The sequence below is a fragment of the Casimicrobium huifangae genome (assembly GCF_009746125.1).
Classification (GTDB): Bacteria; Pseudomonadota; Gammaproteobacteria; order Burkholderiales; family Casimicrobiaceae; genus Casimicrobium; species Casimicrobium huifangae.
Genome location: NZ_CP041352.1, coordinates 2,254,792 through 2,275,598 on the forward strand (window position 1 = coordinate 2,254,792; position 20,807 = coordinate 2,275,598).

A 20,807-nucleotide genomic window follows, 5' to 3' on the forward strand; every position below is an offset into this window, starting at 1 on the left:
CAAGTCTTACCGGCGCGCTGGCAGAAACAGCTCCGGCTCGACGCTGGTCCCGTTGAGGTAGACCGACCAGTGCAGATGCGGCCCGCTGGCGCGCCCGGTAGCGCCTGATCTCGCGACGGCCTGACCTTTGCGCACGCTATCGCCCACCCTTGCATCCCATTCGCTGAGATGGCAAAACAGGCTCAGCAGGCCATTGCCATGGTCGATGAACATCGTCTTGCCACAAAAGTAGTAGTCGCCGATGTCGAGGATTACGCCGTCGGCGGGCGCAAGGACGGCAGTTCCCGTCATCACCGCGACATCCAACCCGGCATGTGGTGCCCGCGGCTTGCCGTTCAGTACACGGGAGCCGCCAAAGCGCCCCGACAACCGACCCTTGGCAGGCTGCACGAAGGCGGCATCCGTCGCCGCTGTCTCGCGCCACTGCGAACGCACGACTTTCAGGTGCGCCGACTCGCGTTCGATGCGAGCCATGACATCGGCGGGCGGCTCGACCATTGCCTGGTCGCGCAAGGTGACATGCTGCACCGGGTAGCGCTTGGGTTTGACGGTGAATGTGATGGTCCTGGCCGCGCCGTCGGCACTCCGAACGTCGACTTGTTGCTCGCCGGGTTGGAGCGACAGCGGCAACCCGACGGCGGCAACCCACTGCGTGGCCTGCCTGCTGACCCACACCGGCACGCCGTCACGGCTCACCGCTGGCCTGGGTTCGGTGGCGTCGCCCACGTGCAGCAGCGCCACGCCGCCAGGTACGCGGGACTCGCGGGGCAGGGCGCCCGCGTGTCCAACGCCTGCGATGAGTGCGGCACCGGCGAGCACCGCTGACAGCTTCCACGTTGCCCTCGCGCTCCAGTCAATACAGGCGAACCTCATCTACTTGCTTCCTCGCAGCAACACCAGCACTGCACCGCTGCCACCGCCATTGGGCCGCGGTTCGCAATAGGCGAGCACCTCGTCCTTGTGTTGCAGCCAGCGACGCACCTTGTTACGCAGCACCGGGAGCTTCTGGTGACTCGACAGCCCTTTGCCGTGGATAATGCGCACGCAGCGCCAGCCGGCCAGCCGTGCCATACGCATGAATTCCATCAGCGCCTCATGTGCCTCGTCCTGATTGTGATGATGCAGGTCGATCTCGGCATTGATCGTCCATTCGCCGCGCCGCAGCTTGCGCAGCAGATCGGGGCTGACGCCGCCGCGCAGGTAACTCTGTTCGTCTTCAATGTCAGCGCCAATGTCCCAGCTCATCGGGCTCGGATGCATTGCCAACTGGCTGGCGGCCAACGCAGCCAGCTCGTCAGCCTCCCGATGCCGTGCGTGTGGCGCGGGTCGTACATGTCCGGCGTCGGCGCGTGGCGCCACGCGCAACGGCTCCACGTCCTGCACCGCCGCACGGAACGCAGCAAGATCATCGGCTGTGGGTGGCGTGAACTCCCGCCAGGGACGGAAGAAGTCGGCGAAACGCTCTATCGGCACATCCGGCACTGACTTCTCCGCTGCGGACTGTTCCGACATCAGTTCAGAGCGCTCAGCTGAACGCCGCTCCTTGCGGGCGGCCTTGCGTTCCTGCTTCAGCAGGGTGCCGAGGTCGGCGAGATCGTGCGCAGACGCCATTGCCGACTCCGTCTGACCACCCGGCGACCACTAGCCGTGCAATGCTTCGAGATAAGCCTGCGCGTCGAGCGCTGCCATGCAGCCGGTCCCGGCACTGGTCACCGCCTGGCGGTAGACGTGATCTGCTACGTCGCCGGCCGCAAACACGCCGGGGATGTTGGTGGACGTCGCGTTGCCGTCGGTGCCGGTCTTGACCTTGATGAAGCCGCCCGCCATGTCGAGCTGGCCTTCGAAGATGCCGCTGTTCGGCGTGTGGCCGATGGCGATGAACAGCCCTGGCGCCTTTACTTCCTGAGTGCTGCCGTCTTTCATGCTCTTTAGCCGTACACCGGTGACCCCCGAGTTGTCGCCCAGCACTTCATCGACGAAGTGATCCCAGATCACGCGCATGTTGCCGCCTTCCCTGGTCTTGGCCATCAGACGATCAATCAGGATTGCCTCCGCCTTGAACTTGTTGCGGCGGTGCACGACAGTAACGCTCTTTGCGATGTTGGAGAGGTACAGCGCCTCTTCGACGGCGGTGTTGCCACCGCCGACAACGACCACATCCTGACCCTTGTAGAAGAAGCCGTCGCAGGTGGCGCAGGCCGACACGCCCTTGCCGTGGAATTTCTCTTCGCTGGGCAGACCCAGATATTTGGCCGAGGCGCCGGTGGCCACGATCAGTGCGTCACAGGTGTACTCGCCGGCGTCGCCAACCAGTCGCTTGGGGGTTTCGTTCAGATGCGTCGTGTGGATGTGGTCGAAGATGATTTCAGTGCCGAAACGTTCGGCATGCTTCAGGAAGCGCTCCATCAGCTCCGGACCCTGTACGCCATCAGCGTCGGCAGGCCAGTTGTCCACCTCGGTGGTGATGGTGAGCTGGCCGCCCTGTTGCAGACCGGTCAGCAGTACCGGTTTCAGATTGGCGCGTGCTGCGTAGACGGCGGCCGTGTAGCCGGCCGGGCCGGAGCCGAGAATGAGAAGAGGGCAGTGACGGGCGGTTGCCATGGTGATCTCTTGGAGGAAAGATTGTTGTCGTTATGGGTTGCGTCGTGCGGAGAATGCAGAAGTTGACAGAGGCTGGCGAGCATCAGCCCCCAGTCATGGCCACCATGCGGATCAGATGGGCCAACGAGGTCGCCTCCATCTTTTCCATGACACGGGCACGATGCGCCTCGACCGTTTTGATGCTGATGTCAAGGTCATAGGCAATGGTCTTGTTCATCTTTCCGGTGACCACGGCATCAAGCACCTGACGTTCGCGTTCCGAGAGCGACGCCAGTCGCCCCTCGATGCCCGCAATCTGGCTTTGCTGCGCCTGGGCCTCGACGGCGAAGGACAGCGCTTCCTCGATGCGTTTCAGCAGATCGCTTTCGGCAAATGGCTTCTCGATGAAGTCGAAGGCGCCACGCTTGATGGCGGTGACCGCAATCGGGACGTCAGCATGCGCCGTGACGAAGATGAGGGGCATCTGAACGCCCCGTTCGACCAGCGCTTCCTGCGTTTGTGGTCCGCTCAGACCGGGCATGCGCACGTCAAGCACCGCGCAGCGGGGCGGGCCGCCCACGCCGGGCTTCACTTCGGCAAGAAAGCTCTCGGCATCGGGAAAAAGGCGGGCCTGGTAGCCATTGGACTGCAGCAGCCAGGCAACCGAATCGCGGAACGCCTCGTCGTCATCGACTACGTAAACAATGCCGGGGTGAATGCTCATGCGTGGGCTCCGTCGCGCTCGTTCTCGGCAGGCGGGCGGGCCTGCGGTTGGTCTTGGGGGTGATCAGCGGCGTGTTCGGCACTGTGGTCGAACGGCAGGGTAAACCTGAACACGGCACCGCAGGGCTCATTTTGTCCGAAAGTGAGGTTGCCCTCGTGATATTCAATCAGCGAGCGGCAGATGTTGAGCCCCATACCCATGCCATCGTTCTTGGTACTGAAAAACGGCGAGAAGAGCTGTCGTGCTGCCTCCGGCGAGATTCCTACGCCGCGATCAGCCACTTCGACCATCGCATGGCTGCCGTCGACCCGTGTGGTGCGAATCTCGGCGATCCGCTGGGCCGGCGCCAGATGCTGCATGGCTTCGCGGGCGTTGCGCAGGAAATTAAGCAGCACCTGTTCGATCATGATGCGATCGGCAAACACCAGCGGCAGATCACGCGCCAGACGTAGCTCACAGGTCAGGGCGCGCTGCTCGTCGTCACTCTGCGCCAGCTTCACCACTTCGATGACCAGGGCATTGACGTCGAGCGGCTGCCGCTGCGGCTCACGGGTGCGCACGAATTCACGAACACGGCCAATGATGGCGCCGGCACGCGCCACCTGGGCATCAGCCTTTTCCATGGCACCGATCACTGCCTGATCGACGTTCCCATTGTTCTTCAGCCGACGGATACAGCCGTTGACATAGTTTGCGATCGCCGCCAGCGGCTGGTTGATTTCGTGGGCGAGGGTAGAGGCAATCTCGCCGACGGTCATCAACCGTGAGGTGCGTGTCAGCTTGTCCTGCTGCGTTTGCCGGATGCGTTCGGCGTTGACCCGGTCCGTAATGTCGCCCAACGTGGTCAGGCGCGCGATGCGGCCATCCACCCAGCGCACGGCGCGGGTGCGCATCAGGAAATGGCGGTGGTCACTGTGTTCGAGCTCGTCCTTGAACACGTCCCCCGGTTCGCCCTCGCGGGTCAGCAACATCGGCGCCGGGAAGCGGTTGCTGGGGCTGTCGAGAAAGCCATCTTCAAACTGCCGGGCGTCGCGGCCAATTTCGATGGCAGGGAAGGTTTCGTGCAGGTGCGAATTGGCGTACAGCAGCTCGTTGCTGCGCAAGTCACTCACATAAACCGAGACATCGAGCGAATCGAGTACGGTTTCAAAGCGTTCGTTGGTGACCCGCAGGTCAGCGATCGACTGCGCATAAGTGCGGTCGCGCTCCACCTCGGCCTGCTTGCGCATGCGCTGCTGCTTGCGCAACCCGATCGAAGTCCACACCATCAACCCGGTCAGCGCCAGCACAGCGGTCGACAGCGTCAGATTGGGCAGCAGCGTCGATGGCTTGGCGCCGACCAGCGTCAATTGCAGATCGCGCCAGGGCAGCGACAGCGGTACCGTGTGTTTGACCACGCCGGATTCGATATGCATGGCCTCGGCATTGGTCATGCCCTGACCGCTGGCGTCGGAGATCACCGCACGGTACTTGCGCCCGGCCCATTCCGGGGCTGCCTTTTCGAGCAGCGCATCGAAAGAGATGACGCTGTTGATGGTGCCGACGAAATCGCCCTGCGCCACCACCGGCGCCGCGTACTCGATGTAGTAACGCCCTAGATCATTGCGGTAAGGCTGGGAATAGGTGCTGCGGCTGGTCTTGCGCGTCAGGCCGGTCATCCACACCTGATCGGCGAACGGCGCGCGACCACGCAGCACCATCTCGAGCGAGCGCGAACCTGGGGCATGCTGCACGACATCGAGCTCGGGCGTGACGCGCATGATGTCGGTGACATATCCCGACTCGACCGCCCGTTTGCTGGCCACGCGGTCGAATTCCTCCGGCGAAATGCGTTCGCCGCCGACATCGAGTGCCAGTCGGTCAAAGAACTGCTGATCGTTTTCCAGGCGCCGAGAGATGGACTGCTCAACCACCGCTGCGTCGCGGATGATTTCGGCCTTCTCGAATTCCTGTTCGTGCTGTGCGACGAAATAAATCAGCAACATCATGCCAGCCGCAAAGGCCAGCAGCATCCATTCATGCACATACCAGTCACGTTGCGGTGCACCGGTCACTGAGGCAATGCGCGGCTTGCCTGGGGCAACGGCCTGTTTGCTCGTGGTCGGGGCGGCGGACGGATCGGGCATCAGGCGATTGTAGGTAAGGCGGCGGTTACCGCGTTCAGCACGCCGGTATGCTTTTGGGTGTACGCTAGCAACGCGCAGGTCTGTTGTTGGGTCAGTCAGACATTTTGGTCGCGCCGACATGTCGCAAGCTGCAGCGAGATACCGCGCAAAGTACATGCACAACGAGACACGGGAGGACATCCATGCTGGTCAGTGAAATTCTTCGCATCAAGGGCAGTACGCTGTTCACGGCAACGCCCGACATGAGCGTCAAGGACGCTGTGCATTCGATGGCGGAGCAGGATATTGGCTCGCTGGTGGTGATGGACAAGGGCAAGCTGGTCGGCATGCTCACGTTTCGCGAGCTGATCAAGGTGCTTGACGAGCGCGGCGCGGAGCTGAAGTCGCTGGCGGTGGGTGCAATCATGGAGGCCAATCCGCTGACCGCTGACCCGCACATGGAGGTGAACGCCCTGCGCGGTGCCATGCTGGAGCGTCACGCCCGTTATATCCCGATCATGGAGGCCGGCACCCTGATGGGCGTGTTGTCGTTCCATGACGTGGCGAAGGCTGTGTTCGAAGAGCAGAGCTTCGAAAACCGCATGCTCAAGAGCTACATCAAGAACTGGCCGGACGAAGAAGAAACAGCGGCACAATCCAGCTAGCCGGCGGCTTGGCTGGTTGGTTTGGTAGCTGGCCGCAACACCAGAATCACCGCCACGACTATCGCCAGCAACGCCACATAGTCGAACGGCCGTGGCCGTTCGCCGAGCAGCAGCATGCCGCTGGCGAAGCCAACGATTGGCACTGCCAGCGAGCTGATGCCGGTAATCTGCGCCGGCAACGCCCGTACCAGTTCGTTCCACGCGAACCAGCAGAAGCCAAACACCACCAGCACGTTGAACAGGAGACCGGCCCAGGCACTGGCGGCGACCGGTAGCCACGGTCCGTGCCCGAACAGCGCGAGGCCGGTGAACAGCGGCCAGCCACCGAGCACAAAGCTCCAGATCATCAGGGTGGTGGTCGGGATTGATTTTGGGAAGCCCTTGAACAGCACGATGCCAACGGCCCACAGCAGGCCTGACGCCACCATCATCAGTGCAGCAACCGGCGCGCCGCGCAGCGCCTGGAACTCGTCCACCAGCAAGAGCGCGATGCCGCCCATGCCGATGCTGATCGCGGCAATTCGCGAAGGGGTGAGCACCTCCCCCAGGAACACTCGTGACAGCAGCACCACCCAGAGCGGCATGGTGTAGGCCAGCACGCCAGCGCGGCCCGAGGGCAGCATGGTCAACGCCGCAGCAGAAAGGATGTTCCACGCCGCCACGTTGCACAGCGCGCAGACCAACATGCGCCCCCAGTGCTCGCGCGGCAGCGTGAGCGGGACGCCGCGCTTCAGGTTGAAAGCAACAAACCAGAGCAGGCCGGCCGCGATGCAGTAGGAGCGGAACACCCAGAAGTTGAGCTCCGCCAACGCCATCTTCATCATCGGCCAGTTCACGCCCCAGAGCAGCACGACGGCGACAAAAAGTCCCAGTTCACGGCGTCCGATCACGGGCATTGCAGCATTACCTTTTGGCCACAATTACCGCTGCATGCGGGCTTGGCAATGAATAACGTCAAAACTCGACTTTCGCATAAAACGGCCCCTGAGCCCTGATCGAATAAGCCATTCAGCCAAAAGCCAATGCAACGGGTGGTGCCATCAGCCACCGACGCAACCGTGGGTGACAGCAGGATTCGCCGGCTCAATGCAGGTGCATCGAACCGGTGTTCGCTTCCTCGGGCAGATGGGCGTGCAGCATTTCGCCTTCGCGGTTTGGGAAGTGCGGGGCGCCGCAGTCGTCACAGAACTCCAGCGGCAACTGCTCCTCGAGATGCACGATGGTCCCCACGTTCGCCGCGCGGAGCAGGCTTTCGATCTCATCCACCACTGGCGTGTCGTCGCCTTCATCGGACACCAGCGGCCACACACAGCCGTGCACCACCTCTTCGCTATCGCCCAGCGTGAAGCCGATGCGGTATTCCTCCAGCCCGTTGCCCCAGCAGCCGCCAATGGTGGCCACAATCTTGTCCGGCGTGATGCCGGTCACCGCTTCGAGGAATGACACCGAGGCGCCGATCGAGTAGGCGCGCGAAGCCAGATCGGCATCGCGGCAGGCAGCGAAGAATGAGCGCGGCAGCGTCAGTTCGTGCGGAAAGCCCACCAGCAGTGGCTTGATCGCATTGCCGCCCTGGGTGCGCCAGACGCCGAGGCAGGTCTGGCGCGCTTCTTCAACCGGTGTGGTCATTTCCTGCCAGGCGTAGAACGGCTCGCCCTCCGTCACCTGGAAGGCACCCACGATCATGCGCATATCGCACACCACGTCAGGCGCTTCCTCCAGCGATTCCGGTGGCATGGTGAGGTGTTTGCGTTCGCGGATCGATTCGGCCAGCAGTTGCAGCAGCTCGCGCGAGGCGCTGTAGCTGTGCGGTAACTGATCCGGCGCGAACAGGTAGTCCACCAGCGCGATCTTCACCTTCGACGAAAAGACGTGCGCCGACAGCTGCACCGCGATGTCCTGCAACTGCTGCTTCGGGATGGTTCGCGTCGGAATTTTGCTGCGGCCCCACACCAGAATCGGCGCACAGAACAGCGTTACTCGCTGCGGGCCTGTCTCGGAATCAAGCACGATCGACTCAGTGAGCGATTCAACCATGTCGGCCAGCGCGTCAAAGGTGGCATCCGGCGCATCGTGAGCCTTGTCCAGCGCCCGGTTAATCGCTTCCTCGTCATTGTTTTCGAGGTGCTGCGTCACCGCGGACTGCAGCTCGCGCTCCCAGTAGACGTCCTCGGCACGACTTTTGGACGAGGCAAGCCCTTCCGCCAGACGGACCAGCTGATTGGCTTCACGGGCACCGCTCTTGCGGCGAAATGGGGCGCGGGGCATGATGATTCCTTGAAACTAGCGGCCATTGTACGAAGCCGCCGGAAGCCGATGTCGCAAACCCGCTCGCCGATGCGTCTACGCGTTCAGGCGGCGCTTTTCTACATCCGCAGTGCCATGGGTGCGGGCGTCGCCAACGGGAGAGTGCAAATGATGCAAATCAACATAGGCGATCACGTGTCGCCGCGCGCCGGATGGCTCGCTGTCCCCAACAATTTGCGCGATCAGGTGCGCTGGGCGCGCACTCACGCTTTCCGCATTACGCGTGAAATTACCGGTGCCAATACCTATTTCCGCACCCTGCCGGGCGGGCGATCGCTCTCGGACCTTCTGAACGATGGCTCGCTGTGGGTCAACTATGACCCGGTGATGCTTGAGTTCGGGCGAACCAACAACGTGCACCGCGAGATGGCGATCGGCATTCCGGCCTTCCGCATCGGTCGCTGGACGGTGCTGGCGACCCTGGTTCACGAGCTCGCGCACATCAACGGCGCCCCTGGCGGTAATGACCGGCGTGCCGAAGAAGCCGTGCTTGCATGCGGCATGGGCCGTCGGTCAGAGAAGGCTTCGGGCGTCGACGATCCGTGGACACCGTACAACCCTGGCATTGGCGGTTAGCGGGCAAACCGTGACTCACCTGATCCAGAAATACATCTCTGGCGTCTGCATAAGGACGGAAACAGGGCAACGCACCAACAGGAGACTGTGATGGTCAAACTTTCTGCGCTTTGGCGCATCACTGCTGCGCTCGCCTGGCCAGGTCTGGTGGGCATCGCATCGGCCTGTCGCTGCGTCGAGCCCATTGCGCCGTCACCCGCCTATCGCCACGCGACGACCGTCGTTCAGGGCAGGGTAGATGGGGTCAAGCTAAACGCCGCCGATCAGTCTGCCACCGCGACCATCACCATCATCGGTGCGTGGAAGCAGGCGGTGCCGGCGACCATAGAAGTGTTTACCGATACGAATTGCGCTTATCCGTTCGAAACAGGGCGCGAATACGTCCTCTTTCTGCTGAAAGATCGACCGCTAGCTGGCTACGTGACAGGGCGCTGCATGGGCAATCAGCCCGCAAATCAGGCCGACACGGTGTTGCGCTGGCTTCGCCGCAATGGCGCTGTGCGCGACGTTTCGCCCAAGCCCTAGCAATCAGGGGCTCTGGGGTGACTTGCGCCTAGCGCTGACAGGCCTTCTGCTGATCAAGCCAGGCGATGGCGGCGGCGACAGCCGCGTCTCCATTTGGCGAGGCAACCCGAGTGCCATCGGTCAGCTCGTCCGGGGCAAGCTTGCCGCCATATCGCTTGCCGGTGCGATCCAGCATGACGGAGCCGGTGATGGCGAGTGTTGTCCCGTCAGCCAGTTTGACCGGGCGATTGCCGGTGGTCAGACCGGCCGTGGGTGCACCGAAACTCCGTGTGTTCGGGCGCCCGACAAAAGCGATGGCGACAGCCTCGCCGGAGCTTCCGGTCGTCTGGCCAAGCAATACGGCGACAGGTGTATTGCCGTTGCCAATTCGCATGGCCGGCTGTGCTGCACGGGTGACGTTGTCGTGCTCTTTGCTGGACGCGACAAATGCACCGTCACGGAAACGCCACGTGACAGAGCCGTCGTTGGCGGTCGCCAGGCCGCCCACGTCGCCGTCAGCGAAGAGTGGCGCGAGGCCCGCCAACATTGGAAACATGTTGCCACCCGTGTTGCCACGCAGATCAAGGAGCAAACCGCATTCGGGCTTGTCCATGCTCGCCAACGACTGCTGAAGTTTGGACGCGAACTGTTGAGCATCGTCGCGATCCATGCTGGCGAAGCCGGGCACAAAGAGCATGGGGCGCCCGGCGATTACCGAGACACGAGTGTCAGTCAAGGACTGATTGGCTGATCGCGCTGCCGCCGCGTTGTCCCTCGGCGTTCGCAGGATGCTGTGCCCGTCGCCGAGCAGGCGCAGCACGTGCCGAATGGAGGGGTAAGTGTCGGCGGTCGTGATGGCGCCGCTTGCCAGAGCACGCGCCTGTGATGTGGCCGCCGGCCAGTCGACCCGCGCGCTGTTTAGTGCCTGTTGCCGGATTGCTGTGATCGCGTCGTTCAGGTACTTCTCGGCGGGAGCAGAGATTGCGTCCGGTACAGTTGTTGCAACGCCCCACGTGAGTGCGTCGACGTCGTCAAACCAGAGCGTTCCGGCGCCGGTTAGCCGTAAGCCCAACTGAAGGTGGGCAGCGTTCGGAGGTACCAGCATGCGAACCTGTTGCTGCACCCAGTCGTTGCTGCCGTCGCCCGCTGATGATTCCGATAGAGCGAATGCAATCATCTTGCGGTCATCGCCGGTCGCGAACAGTATCAGTGCGCCGCCGGTGTCCGCGCCTTCAGTGCGCGTCCACGCACGTAGCGAGACGACGGTATTGCGCAGTGGTTCCGCCGGGAATGTTTGCGCCACGGCGGTCAATGGCGCGCCTTCAGACCGGGTAATCCGGAGGCTGGCAGCGCCATTGCGAAACACTTTTCGGTCGAGCTGAAAGCTATCGCCGGGGCCGGCCTTGTTCCAACCCGCTGGTCGCGAGGCGTCGTCTTCGCGAGCTCTTTCGAAATCGGCGTTTGCCAACTCGATGGGCGTCGCGTGCGTCGGTATCGGCTGTGACGCAGCGACTTGTGGTGGCAAGACGAACTTCATGACGGCGAGCACAACGACCAGTACTTGCCGAGCCAAGCGAGCGAATCGTGGCAGAAGTGGTCCGATCGGCCCATTGCGTGAACGCGCACGGTTCATGTTGACCAGATCAGTTTGCAACGTTGCCTCCTTGCGCCAGCGCCCACTCCACGTGCTCACGCACCAGCGGGTCAGGATGCCCGCTGCGTGAACTCAGCGCCTGCAACGTAGCTTGGGTTGCTGGCGCATTTCCCAAGGCTACGGCAATATTCCGCAGCCAACGCACATGACCGATGCGACGAATCGGGCTGCCTTGCAGGCGTTCGTTGAAGTCGGCCTCGTTCCAGGCGAACAGTTCGATCAATACAGCGCTATCAAGGCCGTTGCGTGGCTCGAAATCCGGGACTGTTGCCTTGTGGGCAAATTTGTTCCACGGGCATACGAGCTGGCAGTCGTCGCAGCCGTAGATGCGGTTGCCTATCGGCTTGCGAAATTCTTCCGGGATACTGCCTTTGTGTTCGATGGTGAGGTAGCTGATGCAGCGGCGCGCATCCAGCCGGTGCGGCGCGGTGATGGCGCGGGTCGGGCACACGTCGATGCAGGCGGCGCAACTGCCGCAATGACTGCTTTGCGCGGCAGACTGGGCTAACAGCAGCGAGGTGTAGATCTCGCCGAGGAAGAACAGCGAACCGCGCTCGCGGTTGAGCAGCAGGGTGTGCTTGCCGCGCCAGCCCAGGCCAGCTTTCACTGCGAGCGGAATTTCCATCACCGGCGCCGAGTCGGTGAACACCCGGAAGTCGTGCGCAGCGATCTGCTCGCCGATGCGTTCGGCAAATGCCTGCAGTTTGTTGCGCAAAACCTTGTGATAGTCGCGACCAAGCGCATAGCGCGAAACGTAAGCTCGATCAGTTGACTGCAGCGTAGCCTCGGCGCCGGCGGCGCGCTGCGGCCAGTAGTCGAGGGCAACACAGATCACCGATTGTGTGCCGGGCTGCAAGTCATCGGGCTGCCATCGAAGGCTGCCGTGGCGGGCCATATACTCCATCTCGCCATGATGACCGGCCGCAATCCACGCCTGATACCCCTCCGCCTCGCGCTCGAGTGCGATGTCTGCGATGCCCACCGCTGCCCAGCCCAGTTCGAGCCCGAGCTGCACAATGCGTTGCTCAGTGGTGGCGGATGCGGGGGCAGGCGCTGACATGTCGCCGATTGTAGAAAGCCCGCTGTTTCTCGCTGACGAGGCCGCAACTCTGGCGTTCGCACAGCGCTTCGCGGCAGACGTGCAGCCGCCGTGCTCGGTAGCGCTGGTGGGGGACCTGGGGGCAGGAAAGACCACCTTCGTCCGTGGCGTGCTGCGTGCATTGGGCGTGACCGGGGCCATCAAGAGCCCGACCTATGCACTGGTCGAAACCTATGAGACGTCAAAGGGCGAGGTGCATCATCTCGATGCCTATCGCATCGAGGGCGTTGACGATTTCGAGGCGCGCGGCGGCTTTGAGTACTTTCAGTCACCGTCGATCCGCTTTGTCGAGTGGCCAGAGCGGTTGCACGGCGCTGTGGCTTTTGATCTGGTCATCCGTTTTCAGTTTGACGGCGATGGTCGGCGGGTCACAGTGACGACCGGCGAAGTGCAAGCCGAAGCGCGGAGCGGCGCGTGAATCGCCGCGATGCGCTGCGACTGCTGGCGGCTGTGCTGGCTGGCGGAGGCGCCGGGTTGGTGTGGGCTGGCCCACGTGTACTCGCGGTGCGCGCTTGGCCCGGCAAGGAGAGCACTCGCGTCACCATCGAATCCGACGCCGAACTGCGCTTTTTCGTATCGTCGCTGGCCAACCCCGACCGCACGGTCGTTGACATCAACAACGTGCAGGCGGATGCGACCTTTCAAAAGGCGCTGGAGACACTGCGCAATGACACGGGAGTGCTGTCGCGCGCGCGCATTGGCCAGTACCGGCCCGACACCGCACGGCTGGTGCTGGAGTTGAAGGGCCGCGCCGAGGCTGCTGCGTTCGCGTTGCCGCCTGTGGGGCCCTACCGGCACAGGCTGGTGATTGACCTGACACCGGTTGACGCCGACGACCCCATTGCCAGCTTTCTTTCGAAGATTCTGGAGCGCGAGGCGCAACTGGAAAGGGCAGCGGCAGAGGCGGATGCAGCTGCCGCCAGGGCGCCGCCAGTGCTGCCACCGGTATTGCCCAGCAAACCTGTGCCCGCGCCGCCGCCGCCGGTAGCGACCCGGCCGCCGACGCAACGCCACGTCAAGCCGTATGTCGTGGTGCTCGACCCTGGGCACGGCGGCGAAGACCCCGGAGCTGTGGGGCCGGGCGGCACCTATGAAAAGGACGTGGTCCTCGCGATCGCGCATCAGACGAGACAACTGCTGGAGCAGGATCCGCGTGTCGTCGTTTTCATGACGCGCGAGGAAGACGTATTCATTCCGCTGGCCGATCGCGTGCGCAAGGCGCGCAGTGTCAATGCCGACGTGTTCATCTCCATTCACGCTGACGCCTTCACGCGACCGGACGTACGGGGCAGTTCGGTTTTCACCCTGTCGGAGCGTGGCGCCAGCAGCACCGCAGCGAAGTGGATCGCCGACAAGGAAAACCAGTCCGACCTGATCGGCGGCGTGCGGCTGGTCGGGCGCGATCCCATGCTGGCCAGGATGCTGCTGGAAATGAGCCAGTCAATCACCAACGCCGATTCGCTCAAGTTGGGGCGCGGGCTGGTCACCGAGCTGAAGCCCGTCGGCAAGATGCACAAGGGCACAGTTGAACATGCCGGCTTTGCCGTGCTGCGCGCGCCGGACATCCCTTCGGCGCTGGTCGAAACTGCCTTCATCTCCAATCCGGAAGAGGAGCTAAAACTGCGCAGCGCAGCGCATCAGCTGAAGCTCGCCCGGGCAATCCGAGGCGGCATCCGGCGCTTTCTGGCGACGCAGCCGATGCGGGCTTAAAGTGAACGTCACAACCAATTCGATTATTGCCAGTGGCCCGCAAATTGGCAGAGCCAGTTCTGTAAGCGCTTGATTTGCAAGCCTTAATGCCGCGCAACAACGAGTTGACGAATCGTCTGGCAAGTGCACTTGGGTGCGCCGCAACATGTGCCGACCGGGCGTGCGAGCACGCGTCCAGTCTGAATGCAGGCAAAACCGACAGGTCTGCGTCAGCGCAGTGCAGCATACTAGATACTATTGTGGCGACGGCCGCGCGGAGGCAGCTTGGCTGACGGCGCGAACGTTGCAAATCGAATCTGAATCGCTCGGTGCGCCAGGTGGCCGCGGGCTCTGTGGAGGAAGCTAGTCATGTCGAAGCGTGAAGTCGTAGTGTTGAGTGCCGTCCGTTCCGCCGTCGGAACGTTCAGCGGAACCCTGGCTGATATTGAGCCCGCCGAGTTGGCTGGCACCGTGATGAAAGCGGCGGTCGAGCGCTCGGGCGTTGACCCGAAGGTGATCAACTACGTGACGGTGGGCAACACGATCCCGACCGAAAGCCGCTTCCCGTACGTGGCGCGCGTTGCATCCATTCAGGCCGGTCTGCCGATGGATTCGGTGGCAATGGCCGTGAACCGCCTGTGCTCATCGGGCCTGCAGGCAATCGTGACCACCGCACAGAACATCCTGCTCGGTGATTGCGACTACGGTGTTGGCGGCGGCGTCGAAGTAATGTCGCGCGGTGGCTACCTCTCGCCAGCGCTGCGCTCAGGCGCACGCATGGGCGACAGCAAGATGATCGACATGATGGTTGCCACGCTGACCGACCCGTTCGGCGTGGGCCACATGGGCATCACCGCTGAAAACCTCGCCACCAAGTGGAACATCACACGCGAAGACCAGGACGCATTCGCCGCCGAATCGCATCGTCGCGCCGCTGCGGCCATCGCTGCCGGGCACTTCAAATCGCAGATCGTGCCGATCGTCAAGCAGACGCGCAAGGGCGAAGTGGTGTTCGACACCGATGAGCACGTCAAGGCCTCCACCACCATCGACACGCTGGCCAAGATGAAGCCGGCGTTCAAAAAGGATGGTTCGGTCACCGCCGGCAATGCGTCGGGCATCAATGACGGCGCGTCGTTCTTTGTGCTCGGTGAAGCCAGTCTCGCTGCTGCTGCCGGTTACAAGCCGATTGCACGTCTCGTGTCCTATGCCGTCGCCGGCGTGCCGAACGATGTGATGGGCGAAGGCCCGATCCCGGCGTCGAAGCTGGCGCTCAAGAAGGCCGGCCTGTCGGTCGATCAGATGGACGTGGTTGAATCGAACGAAGCCTTTGCCTCGCAGGCGCTGACGGTGGCAAAGGGCTTGGGCCTTAACCCGGCCAAGACCAACCCGAACGGCGGTGCCATCGCCTTGGGCCATCCGATTGGAGCCTCCGGCGCGGTCATCGCCACCAAGGCGCTGTACGAGCTGCAACGCGTGAATGGCAAGTACGCGCTGGTGACCATGTGCATCGGCGGCGGCCAGGGCATCGCGGCGGTGTTCGAGCGGCTGTAAGCAGCCAAAGGTGCTCGCGATGATTCGGCCAAGACAGGCGTCGGATCGGGCGAGTCGGCGCCACGCTGAAGACGGGCGGTGTTTCACTGCTCGTTTTTGTTGGCGCTGGCCTCGGCTGGCGGGGTTATGCGCTACGGTTGCTCAGGCTGCGATGCTTTGCGTTACTCCAGCGCAGGCGGCGGATGATCCGTTCAAGCTCACTGCCGGCTACTACCGCATGAGCGAAAACGGCGGTGGGGTCGACGTCAATCTGCGCCACTCATCTGACTACGGCAACGCCTGGCTCGGTGTCTTCCGGGCGCCGACGCTGGATGTACAGCAGTGGCGCGGCGGTTGGGATCGCAGCTTTGGTGAGACCGTCCGCCTGCAACCTTCAGCGCAGATGGCCTCGGGCGGTTTCGTTGGCGGCAGCCTCAACATCGAGACGGGCGGCACCTGGGTCGCCGGAGCCGGCTTTGGCCGTACCAATCTGCGCCCCTACTACAACCTGAACTTTGATCCGAATGATTCATGGTCGCTGCTGGTGGCTTATCGCGGTGAAGACGGCCCCAGTGTTACGGCGTCCTACATCCGTGACAACCGACAAAACCCCGACCAGCAGCACTTTCACCTGACCGTTCGGTCCCATGTGTCCGGCAGCGACCGCTTGACTGGCGACTTGCTATACAAGCGCGGGCTCGTCGAAGGCAAGCGCATCGCCCGGACCGGCGCCACGGTGACCTATGACTGGCCGCGCTACTTTGTCCGACTGGCCTACGACCCGTACAGCAACTTCAGTGTCGACAACGTCTGGCGACTGAGCGTCGGCATGCGTTTCTAGGCGCAGAGCGCAGGTGGCAGCAGCAGGGTGGGTGTACCCCATGGCGGACGACCGTTCTCGATGCATGTGCGAGTGAGAACCGTCCGGGTAGGACAAGCGTCAGTGGACGGTGGTGCCCACGGTTGCGGGTGCTGTCTCGCCAATGTCGTCAAAGCTGTCTGCTGACTTTCCTCGCGTGAACCAGGCAACGTACAGCGCGGGCAGCACAACGAGCGTGAGCAGCGTCGCCGTAAACAAGCCACCAATGACGACGATAGCCAGGGGCCGCTGCGTCTCGGCGCCGATGTCATGGGAAAGCGCCATCGGCAGCAACCCGAGAGCGGCCAGCATCGCCGTCATCAGCACAGTCCGCAGGCGAGCCATTGAGCCGTTGCGGACCGCGTCGGCGACCGACATCCCACTTGCTTCGTACTGCTGAAACACAGAGAGCATCACCACACCATTAAGGACTGCCTGGCCTGACAACGCGATGAAACCGATCGCGGCGGAAACCGACAACGGAATCGAGAAGATCCACAGTGCGACGAAACCACCCACCAGCGCCAGTGGCACGTTAAGCAAGATGAGCGTAGCTCGTTTGAACGAGCCGAAGGCGTCAAACAGCAGTACGAAGATCAGCAACAGCGAGATTGGCACCACGACGGCGAGACGCTTCATCGCCCGCTCCTGATTTTCAAATTCGCCAGACCAGCCAAATGTCTGGCCGGCCATGAGTTTGACGTTTTTGTCGACGCGAGCCTGCATGTCGGCGACCACTGATCCCATGTCGCGCCCCTTGATGAAGATGCCGATCGCCATGGTCCGCCGGCCCGCTTCACGGGCAATGTCCATGGCGCCGGTTGATTCGCGGATGTTGGCGACCGCGCCGAGCGCGACATAGCCACCGTCGGGCGTCGCAATGGGCACCGTTGCGAGATTGGACATGGCGCGACGCTCTTCCGGCAGACGGACAGCTACCGCAAACTTCCGTTCGCCTTCCCACAACTGCGTCGCTGCCTTGCCAGCCAGCGCGGCTTCGATCACGTCCTGCACATCGCCGACGTTCAGTCCAGCGCGAGCTGCCCGGGCGCGGTCGATTTCGATCAGCAGGTGCGGAACGTCGCCGAGGCGGTCAATCTCTGCACGGTAAACCCCTTGTACCTGGCGGATTTCTCGTTCGATCGCCTGGGCGGTTTTCTTCAGCTCCACCAGATCGTCGCCGGCAATCTTGATGACAATCTGGCCATCGATCTGGGAAATCGATTCCAGTACGTTGTCGCGGATCGGCTGCGAGAAGCTCGGTTCCATGCTTGGGATCGTCGATACTGCGCGATCCATCTCGTCGATCAGTTTCTCCTTGGTCATGCCGGGGCGCCATTGCTCTGGCGGCTTGATATCGACAAATATCTCGGCCATGCTGATGGTTTTCGGATCGGTACCATCTTCAGGCTGACCGGCCTTGGAGACTGCAGTGACCACCTCCGGCACGCTACGCAATGCCTTGCGCGCTGTTGCCAGCACACGCGACGCCTCCTGCGTCGAAACGCTGGCGGGCAGCCGAATGTTGACCCAGATGGTGCCCTCGTTCAGCTCCGGCAGGAACTCTGAACCCAGCTGGCTTGCGCAGACCAGCGACAACGCGAATGCGGCCAGGCCTACACCCAGCACCTTCAGTCGGTTGCCAAGTGCCCAGTCGAGAACTGGTCGGTAAATCCGCTTGCTCAAGCCAACAATCCAGTTGTCATGATGCGGCACTTTTTTGCGCAGCGTCCAGTAGGCCAGCAGCGGCACCAGCGTCAGCGAAAAGATCAGCGAACCAACCAGCGCAGTTGTTACCGACAGCGCCATCGGCTGAAAGATGCGGCCTTCGTGGCGCTGCAAGGCAAAGATCGGGATGTGCGCTGCAATGATGATCAGCATCGAAAACAGGGTTGGCCGCCCTACCTCGTTGGCCGCATCGGCGATCACCTGCTTGCGCTCGTCGTTGGAGAGCGTTTCTGGTTGCTGCGAAAGGCGGGCCAGGATGTTTTCGATCACGATCACCGCACCGTCGACGATGATGCCGAAGTCCATCGCCCCGAGCGAGAGCAGGTTGGCCGGTACGCCCATGATCTTGAGGCCAAGGAAGGTCGATAGCAGCGCCAGCGGAATGATGACGACCACAGCAAGACTGGCGCGAATGTTCGAGAGGAACAGATAAAGCACGATCGACACCAGTACCGCGCCCTCCACCAGATTGCGGAACACCGTTGACAGCGTCTTGCCCATCAGCCAGGTGCGGTCGTAGTAGGGCTCGATCTTCATGCCAGGCGGCAGGCCCTTTTCGTTGAGCGCGGTGATCTTCTGTTTGATGCCCTTGAGCACTTCGCTCGGGTTTTCACCTTTGCGCATGACGACGATGCCGGTCACGATATCGTCGTCGGCATCCTGGCCAACGACACCAAGTCGCGGCACTGCCCCGACCTTCACCTGCGCCACGTCCCGAATCAGTATCGGCGTGCCGCCGCGGGAGGTAAGCACGATACGGCCGATGTCGTCAGCCGACGCCAGCAGCCCGATACCGCGGATGGCGTATTGCTGTGCTCCTTGCGCCACGTAGCTGCCACCCGCGTTGGAGTTGCCGCGCCCAAGCGCATCAAGCAGATTCTGAAAGGTCAGCTTGTAGGCCCGCAGCTTGTCGAGGTCAGGCTGCACTTCGTATTGCTTGATGGCGCCGCCCATGGCTACAACGTCGGCAACGCCCGGGACCTGGCGCAGCGTCCGTTCAACCACCCAGTCCTCCACGGTGCGAACGTCGGTGGCGGAGTAGCCGTCTCCGCGCAGGCGGTAGCGCATGACTTCCCCGACCGGCGTCGAGTTGGGGGCGATATTTGCCTCTACGCCCGGAGGCAAATCGACGCCGCGCAACCGCTCGTTGACCTGCTGCCGGGCGGTCATTACTTCGGCCTTGTCGTCATAGGTAATGACGGTGTAGGACAGGCCGAACTGGGTGTGCGAGAAAACGCGCAGCGCATTCGGCAGTCCGGACACCGCGACTTCGATCGGCAGCGTGACCTGTTTCTCCACTTCCTCAGCGGCGCGGCCGGGGTACAGCGCAATGATCGTGACCTGGGTATCGGTCACATCGGGAAACGCTTCGACCGAGAGATTCCTGAACGCCGTCACACCGGCAAGGATGAAGAGCAGCGTACCGAGCACCACAAAAAGTGGCTGCGTCAGCGCATAACCAATCAGACGCTTCATGGTTTCTTGACGTTGTCCTTTTTGTCGGCGGTCGCAACGGTGCCACTTTTTGCACCGTTCGCTGCTGACGTCTTGTCCGGTGCAACGGTTTCGTCACCTTCCGCCTTGTCCTGCGATAGCGCGAATTGCCGCGCAAGCAGCAGTGTGTTTTCCGCGATGACCTTGTCGCCGACTTCGAGTCCGCGGGCAATCACCGCCTGCTTGCTGTCCTGCCACGACAATTTCACCTCGTGCGGCTCAAAGGAGCCGGGGCCGGTCTGCACGAACACCACATGCTGGCCGTTGCGCAACACGATGGCGCTGCTCGGCACCACCAGGCCACCGCCCAGGTGGCGCTCAAGCCTGGCGTTGGCCAGCATCTCGGCCTTCAGCCGGCGATCTGGGTTGGCAATTTCGCCACGCACCTTGATGGTTCGGGTCGCCGGGTCGATGGCATCAGCCTGAGCGACGACCTTGCCGGTGAATTTCTCGTTGTTGAGGGACGGCACGATCAAATCGAAGTTGGCGCCGGTCTTCAGGCTGCCGAGGTCCGATTCACGGGCATCGATCTGCACCCACAAGGTGGTCGGATCGGAGACCACGAACAGCGCCGGAACGCCAACGCCCGACTGGTCGGGGCGCAGCTCCTGTCCCGGGTTGAGGTTGCGTTCAACCACGACGCCGTTGATGCCAGCGGTGATCGCGAGCTGCTGATTGACGCCGGTACCCCCACCGTAGAAACGGGTGCGCGCTTCGGTCCTTGTCGCCTCTGCCTGTGCGCGTGCGAGGTCCGCCTCGGCCTGATCGTATTCCTTGCGGGCCAGCACGCCGGCGTCCAGCAGCTCCTTTTGCCGCTTGAGGGTTTTGGTTGCCAGCTGCATGTCGACGCTGGCGCGCGCGGCATCGGCCTGGGCCTGACCGAGATCCGGCGAAGCCAGCGATGCGAGCACGCTACCGGCCTTGACGGCCTGACCTACATCGGCGCGAATGGCCGTGACACGACCGGCCAGTGGCGCGTAGATGCGCTGGGTGCGCGCCTCGTTCCAGATCAGGCGTGCCGGCAATTCGATGGCCACGGCCGTTGACGGGCGGACCTCGACGGCTTTGAGCAGAGTCAGTTGCGGATGGCCGCTCGGATAGCGCAGTTCTGCGCCCTGAATCACCGCCGAGGCAGGTTCCGGTACGGCGGGAGGCGGGGCTTCCGAGCAGGCAGCAAGCAGGGCCGCCGCGGCGGCGCTGAAGACAGTGTGGAGGCGAATGGATGGCATGGTCATCGGGCAGGATCAGAACAAATGAGGCAGACACATGAGCAGGTCGACAACGTCCGACCGC

Annotated in this window: 18 protein-coding genes; 7 read left to right on the top strand and 11 right to left on the bottom strand. The window is 62.7% G+C overall.

Annotation, left to right across the window (positions count from 1 at the left end):
- Positions 1 to 6 precede the first annotated feature (6 nt).
- The 5 genes from FKL89_RS10300 to FKL89_RS10320 all read right to left on the bottom strand — a co-directional run bounded on the left by FKL89_RS10300 (position 7) and on the right by FKL89_RS10320 (position 5,430).
- A complete protein-coding gene (locus FKL89_RS10300) occupies positions 7 to 873 on the bottom strand; it encodes a peptidoglycan DD-metalloendopeptidase family protein (RefSeq protein ID WP_156862672.1) in 867 nt (288 codons plus the stop codon).
- On the bottom strand, positions 874 to 1,611 hold the full coding sequence (locus FKL89_RS10305) for a Smr/MutS family protein (protein WP_156862673.1): 738 nt from the start codon (positions 1,609 to 1,611) through the stop codon (positions 874 to 876).
- 30 nt (positions 1,612 to 1,641) lie between these two features.
- The gene (gene trxB, locus FKL89_RS10310; protein ID WP_156862674.1) at positions 1,642 to 2,601 is read right to left on the bottom strand and encodes a thioredoxin-disulfide reductase; all 960 of its coding nucleotides are present in this window, start codon (positions 2,599 to 2,601) and stop codon (positions 1,642 to 1,644) included.
- Between the two features lie 82 nt (positions 2,602 to 2,683).
- Positions 2,684 to 3,304, bottom strand: coding sequence for a response regulator transcription factor (locus FKL89_RS10315; RefSeq protein ID WP_156862675.1), 621 nt, complete (start codon positions 3,302 to 3,304; stop codon positions 2,684 to 2,686).
- Positions 3,301 to 5,430, bottom strand: a complete 2,130-nt coding sequence (locus FKL89_RS10320) for a sensor histidine kinase (RefSeq protein WP_162527484.1) — start codon at positions 5,428 to 5,430, stop codon at positions 3,301 to 3,303. The genes FKL89_RS10315 and FKL89_RS10320 overlap by 4 nt, the downstream gene beginning before the upstream one ends.
- 182 nt (positions 5,431 to 5,612) lie before the next feature.
- Here FKL89_RS10320 and FKL89_RS10325 point away from each other — a divergent pair, with 182 nt between their 5' ends.
- Positions 5,613 to 6,074 (top strand): CBS domain-containing protein, encoded by a 462-nt coding sequence (locus FKL89_RS10325; RefSeq protein WP_156862677.1) that lies wholly within the window; start codon positions 5,613 to 5,615, stop codon positions 6,072 to 6,074.
- On the opposite strand, the gene FKL89_RS10330 is transcribed toward FKL89_RS10325, so the two are convergent.
- Both FKL89_RS10330 and FKL89_RS10335 read right to left on the bottom strand, forming a co-directional pair.
- A complete protein-coding gene (locus FKL89_RS10330) occupies positions 6,071 to 6,970 on the bottom strand; it encodes a DMT family transporter (RefSeq protein ID WP_156862678.1) in 900 nt (299 codons plus the stop codon). The genes FKL89_RS10325 and FKL89_RS10330 overlap by 4 nt on opposite strands.
- A 187-nt stretch (positions 6,971 to 7,157) precedes the next feature.
- Positions 7,158 to 8,339, bottom strand: coding sequence for a DUF2863 family protein (locus tag FKL89_RS10335; RefSeq protein WP_156862679.1), 1,182 nt, complete (start codon positions 8,337 to 8,339; stop codon positions 7,158 to 7,160).
- A gap of 147 nt (positions 8,340 to 8,486) precedes the next feature.
- Between FKL89_RS10335 and FKL89_RS10340 the strand changes: the two genes are divergently transcribed.
- Both FKL89_RS10340 and FKL89_RS10345 read left to right on the top strand, forming a co-directional pair.
- Positions 8,487 to 8,954: a hypothetical protein gene (locus FKL89_RS10340; RefSeq protein ID WP_156862680.1), complete on the top strand. Its 468-nt coding sequence runs from the start codon at positions 8,487 to 8,489 to the stop codon at positions 8,952 to 8,954.
- Between the two features lie 90 nt (positions 8,955 to 9,044).
- Positions 9,045 to 9,479 (top strand): hypothetical protein, encoded by a 435-nt coding sequence (locus tag FKL89_RS10345; RefSeq protein ID WP_156862681.1) that lies wholly within the window; start codon positions 9,045 to 9,047, stop codon positions 9,477 to 9,479.
- 28 nt (positions 9,480 to 9,507) lie between these two features.
- Here FKL89_RS10345 and FKL89_RS10350 read toward each other — a convergent pair whose 3' ends face one another.
- Complete coding sequence (locus FKL89_RS10350; RefSeq protein WP_162527485.1) at positions 9,508 to 11,031, bottom strand: S41 family peptidase; 1,524 nt, start codon at positions 11,029 to 11,031, stop codon at positions 9,508 to 9,510.
- Positions 11,032 to 11,101: 70 nt separating this feature from the next.
- The gene (gene queG / locus FKL89_RS10355; RefSeq protein WP_156862683.1) at positions 11,102 to 12,172 is read right to left on the bottom strand and encodes a tRNA epoxyqueuosine(34) reductase QueG; all 1,071 of its coding nucleotides are present in this window, start codon (positions 12,170 to 12,172) and stop codon (positions 11,102 to 11,104) included.
- Here queG and tsaE point away from each other — a divergent pair.
- The 4 genes from tsaE (at position 12,171) to FKL89_RS10375 (ending at position 16,274) form a co-directional block, all read left to right on the top strand.
- The gene (gene tsaE, locus FKL89_RS10360; protein WP_156862684.1) at positions 12,171 to 12,629 is read left to right on the top strand and encodes a tRNA (adenosine(37)-N6)-threonylcarbamoyltransferase complex ATPase subunit type 1 TsaE; all 459 of its coding nucleotides are present in this window, start codon (positions 12,171 to 12,173) and stop codon (positions 12,627 to 12,629) included. The two genes, queG and tsaE, sit on opposite strands and share 2 nt — an antisense overlap.
- The gene (locus tag FKL89_RS10365) at positions 12,626 to 13,921 is read left to right on the top strand and encodes an N-acetylmuramoyl-L-alanine amidase (protein ID WP_156862685.1); all 1,296 of its coding nucleotides are present in this window, start codon (positions 12,626 to 12,628) and stop codon (positions 13,919 to 13,921) included. The genes tsaE and FKL89_RS10365 overlap by 4 nt, the downstream gene beginning before the upstream one ends.
- 348 nt (positions 13,922 to 14,269) lie before the next feature.
- Complete coding sequence (locus FKL89_RS10370; RefSeq protein WP_156862686.1) at positions 14,270 to 15,454, top strand: acetyl-CoA C-acyltransferase family protein; 1,185 nt, start codon at positions 14,270 to 14,272, stop codon at positions 15,452 to 15,454.
- A 151-nt stretch (positions 15,455 to 15,605) separates the two neighbouring features.
- Positions 15,606 to 16,274, top strand: coding sequence for a hypothetical protein (locus FKL89_RS10375; protein ID WP_238363313.1), 669 nt, complete (start codon positions 15,606 to 15,608; stop codon positions 16,272 to 16,274).
- Between the two features lie 99 nt (positions 16,275 to 16,373).
- On the opposite strand, the gene FKL89_RS10380 is transcribed toward FKL89_RS10375, so the two are convergent.
- Both FKL89_RS10380 and FKL89_RS10385 read right to left on the bottom strand, forming a co-directional pair.
- On the bottom strand, positions 16,374 to 19,496 hold the full coding sequence (locus FKL89_RS10380) for an efflux RND transporter permease subunit (protein WP_156862687.1): 3,123 nt from the start codon (positions 19,494 to 19,496) through the stop codon (positions 16,374 to 16,376).
- Positions 19,493 to 20,743, bottom strand: a complete 1,251-nt coding sequence (locus FKL89_RS10385; RefSeq protein WP_238363314.1) for an efflux RND transporter periplasmic adaptor subunit — start codon at positions 20,741 to 20,743, stop codon at positions 19,493 to 19,495. The genes FKL89_RS10380 and FKL89_RS10385 overlap by 4 nt, the downstream gene beginning before the upstream one ends.
- Positions 20,744 to 20,807: the final 64 nt, after the last annotated feature.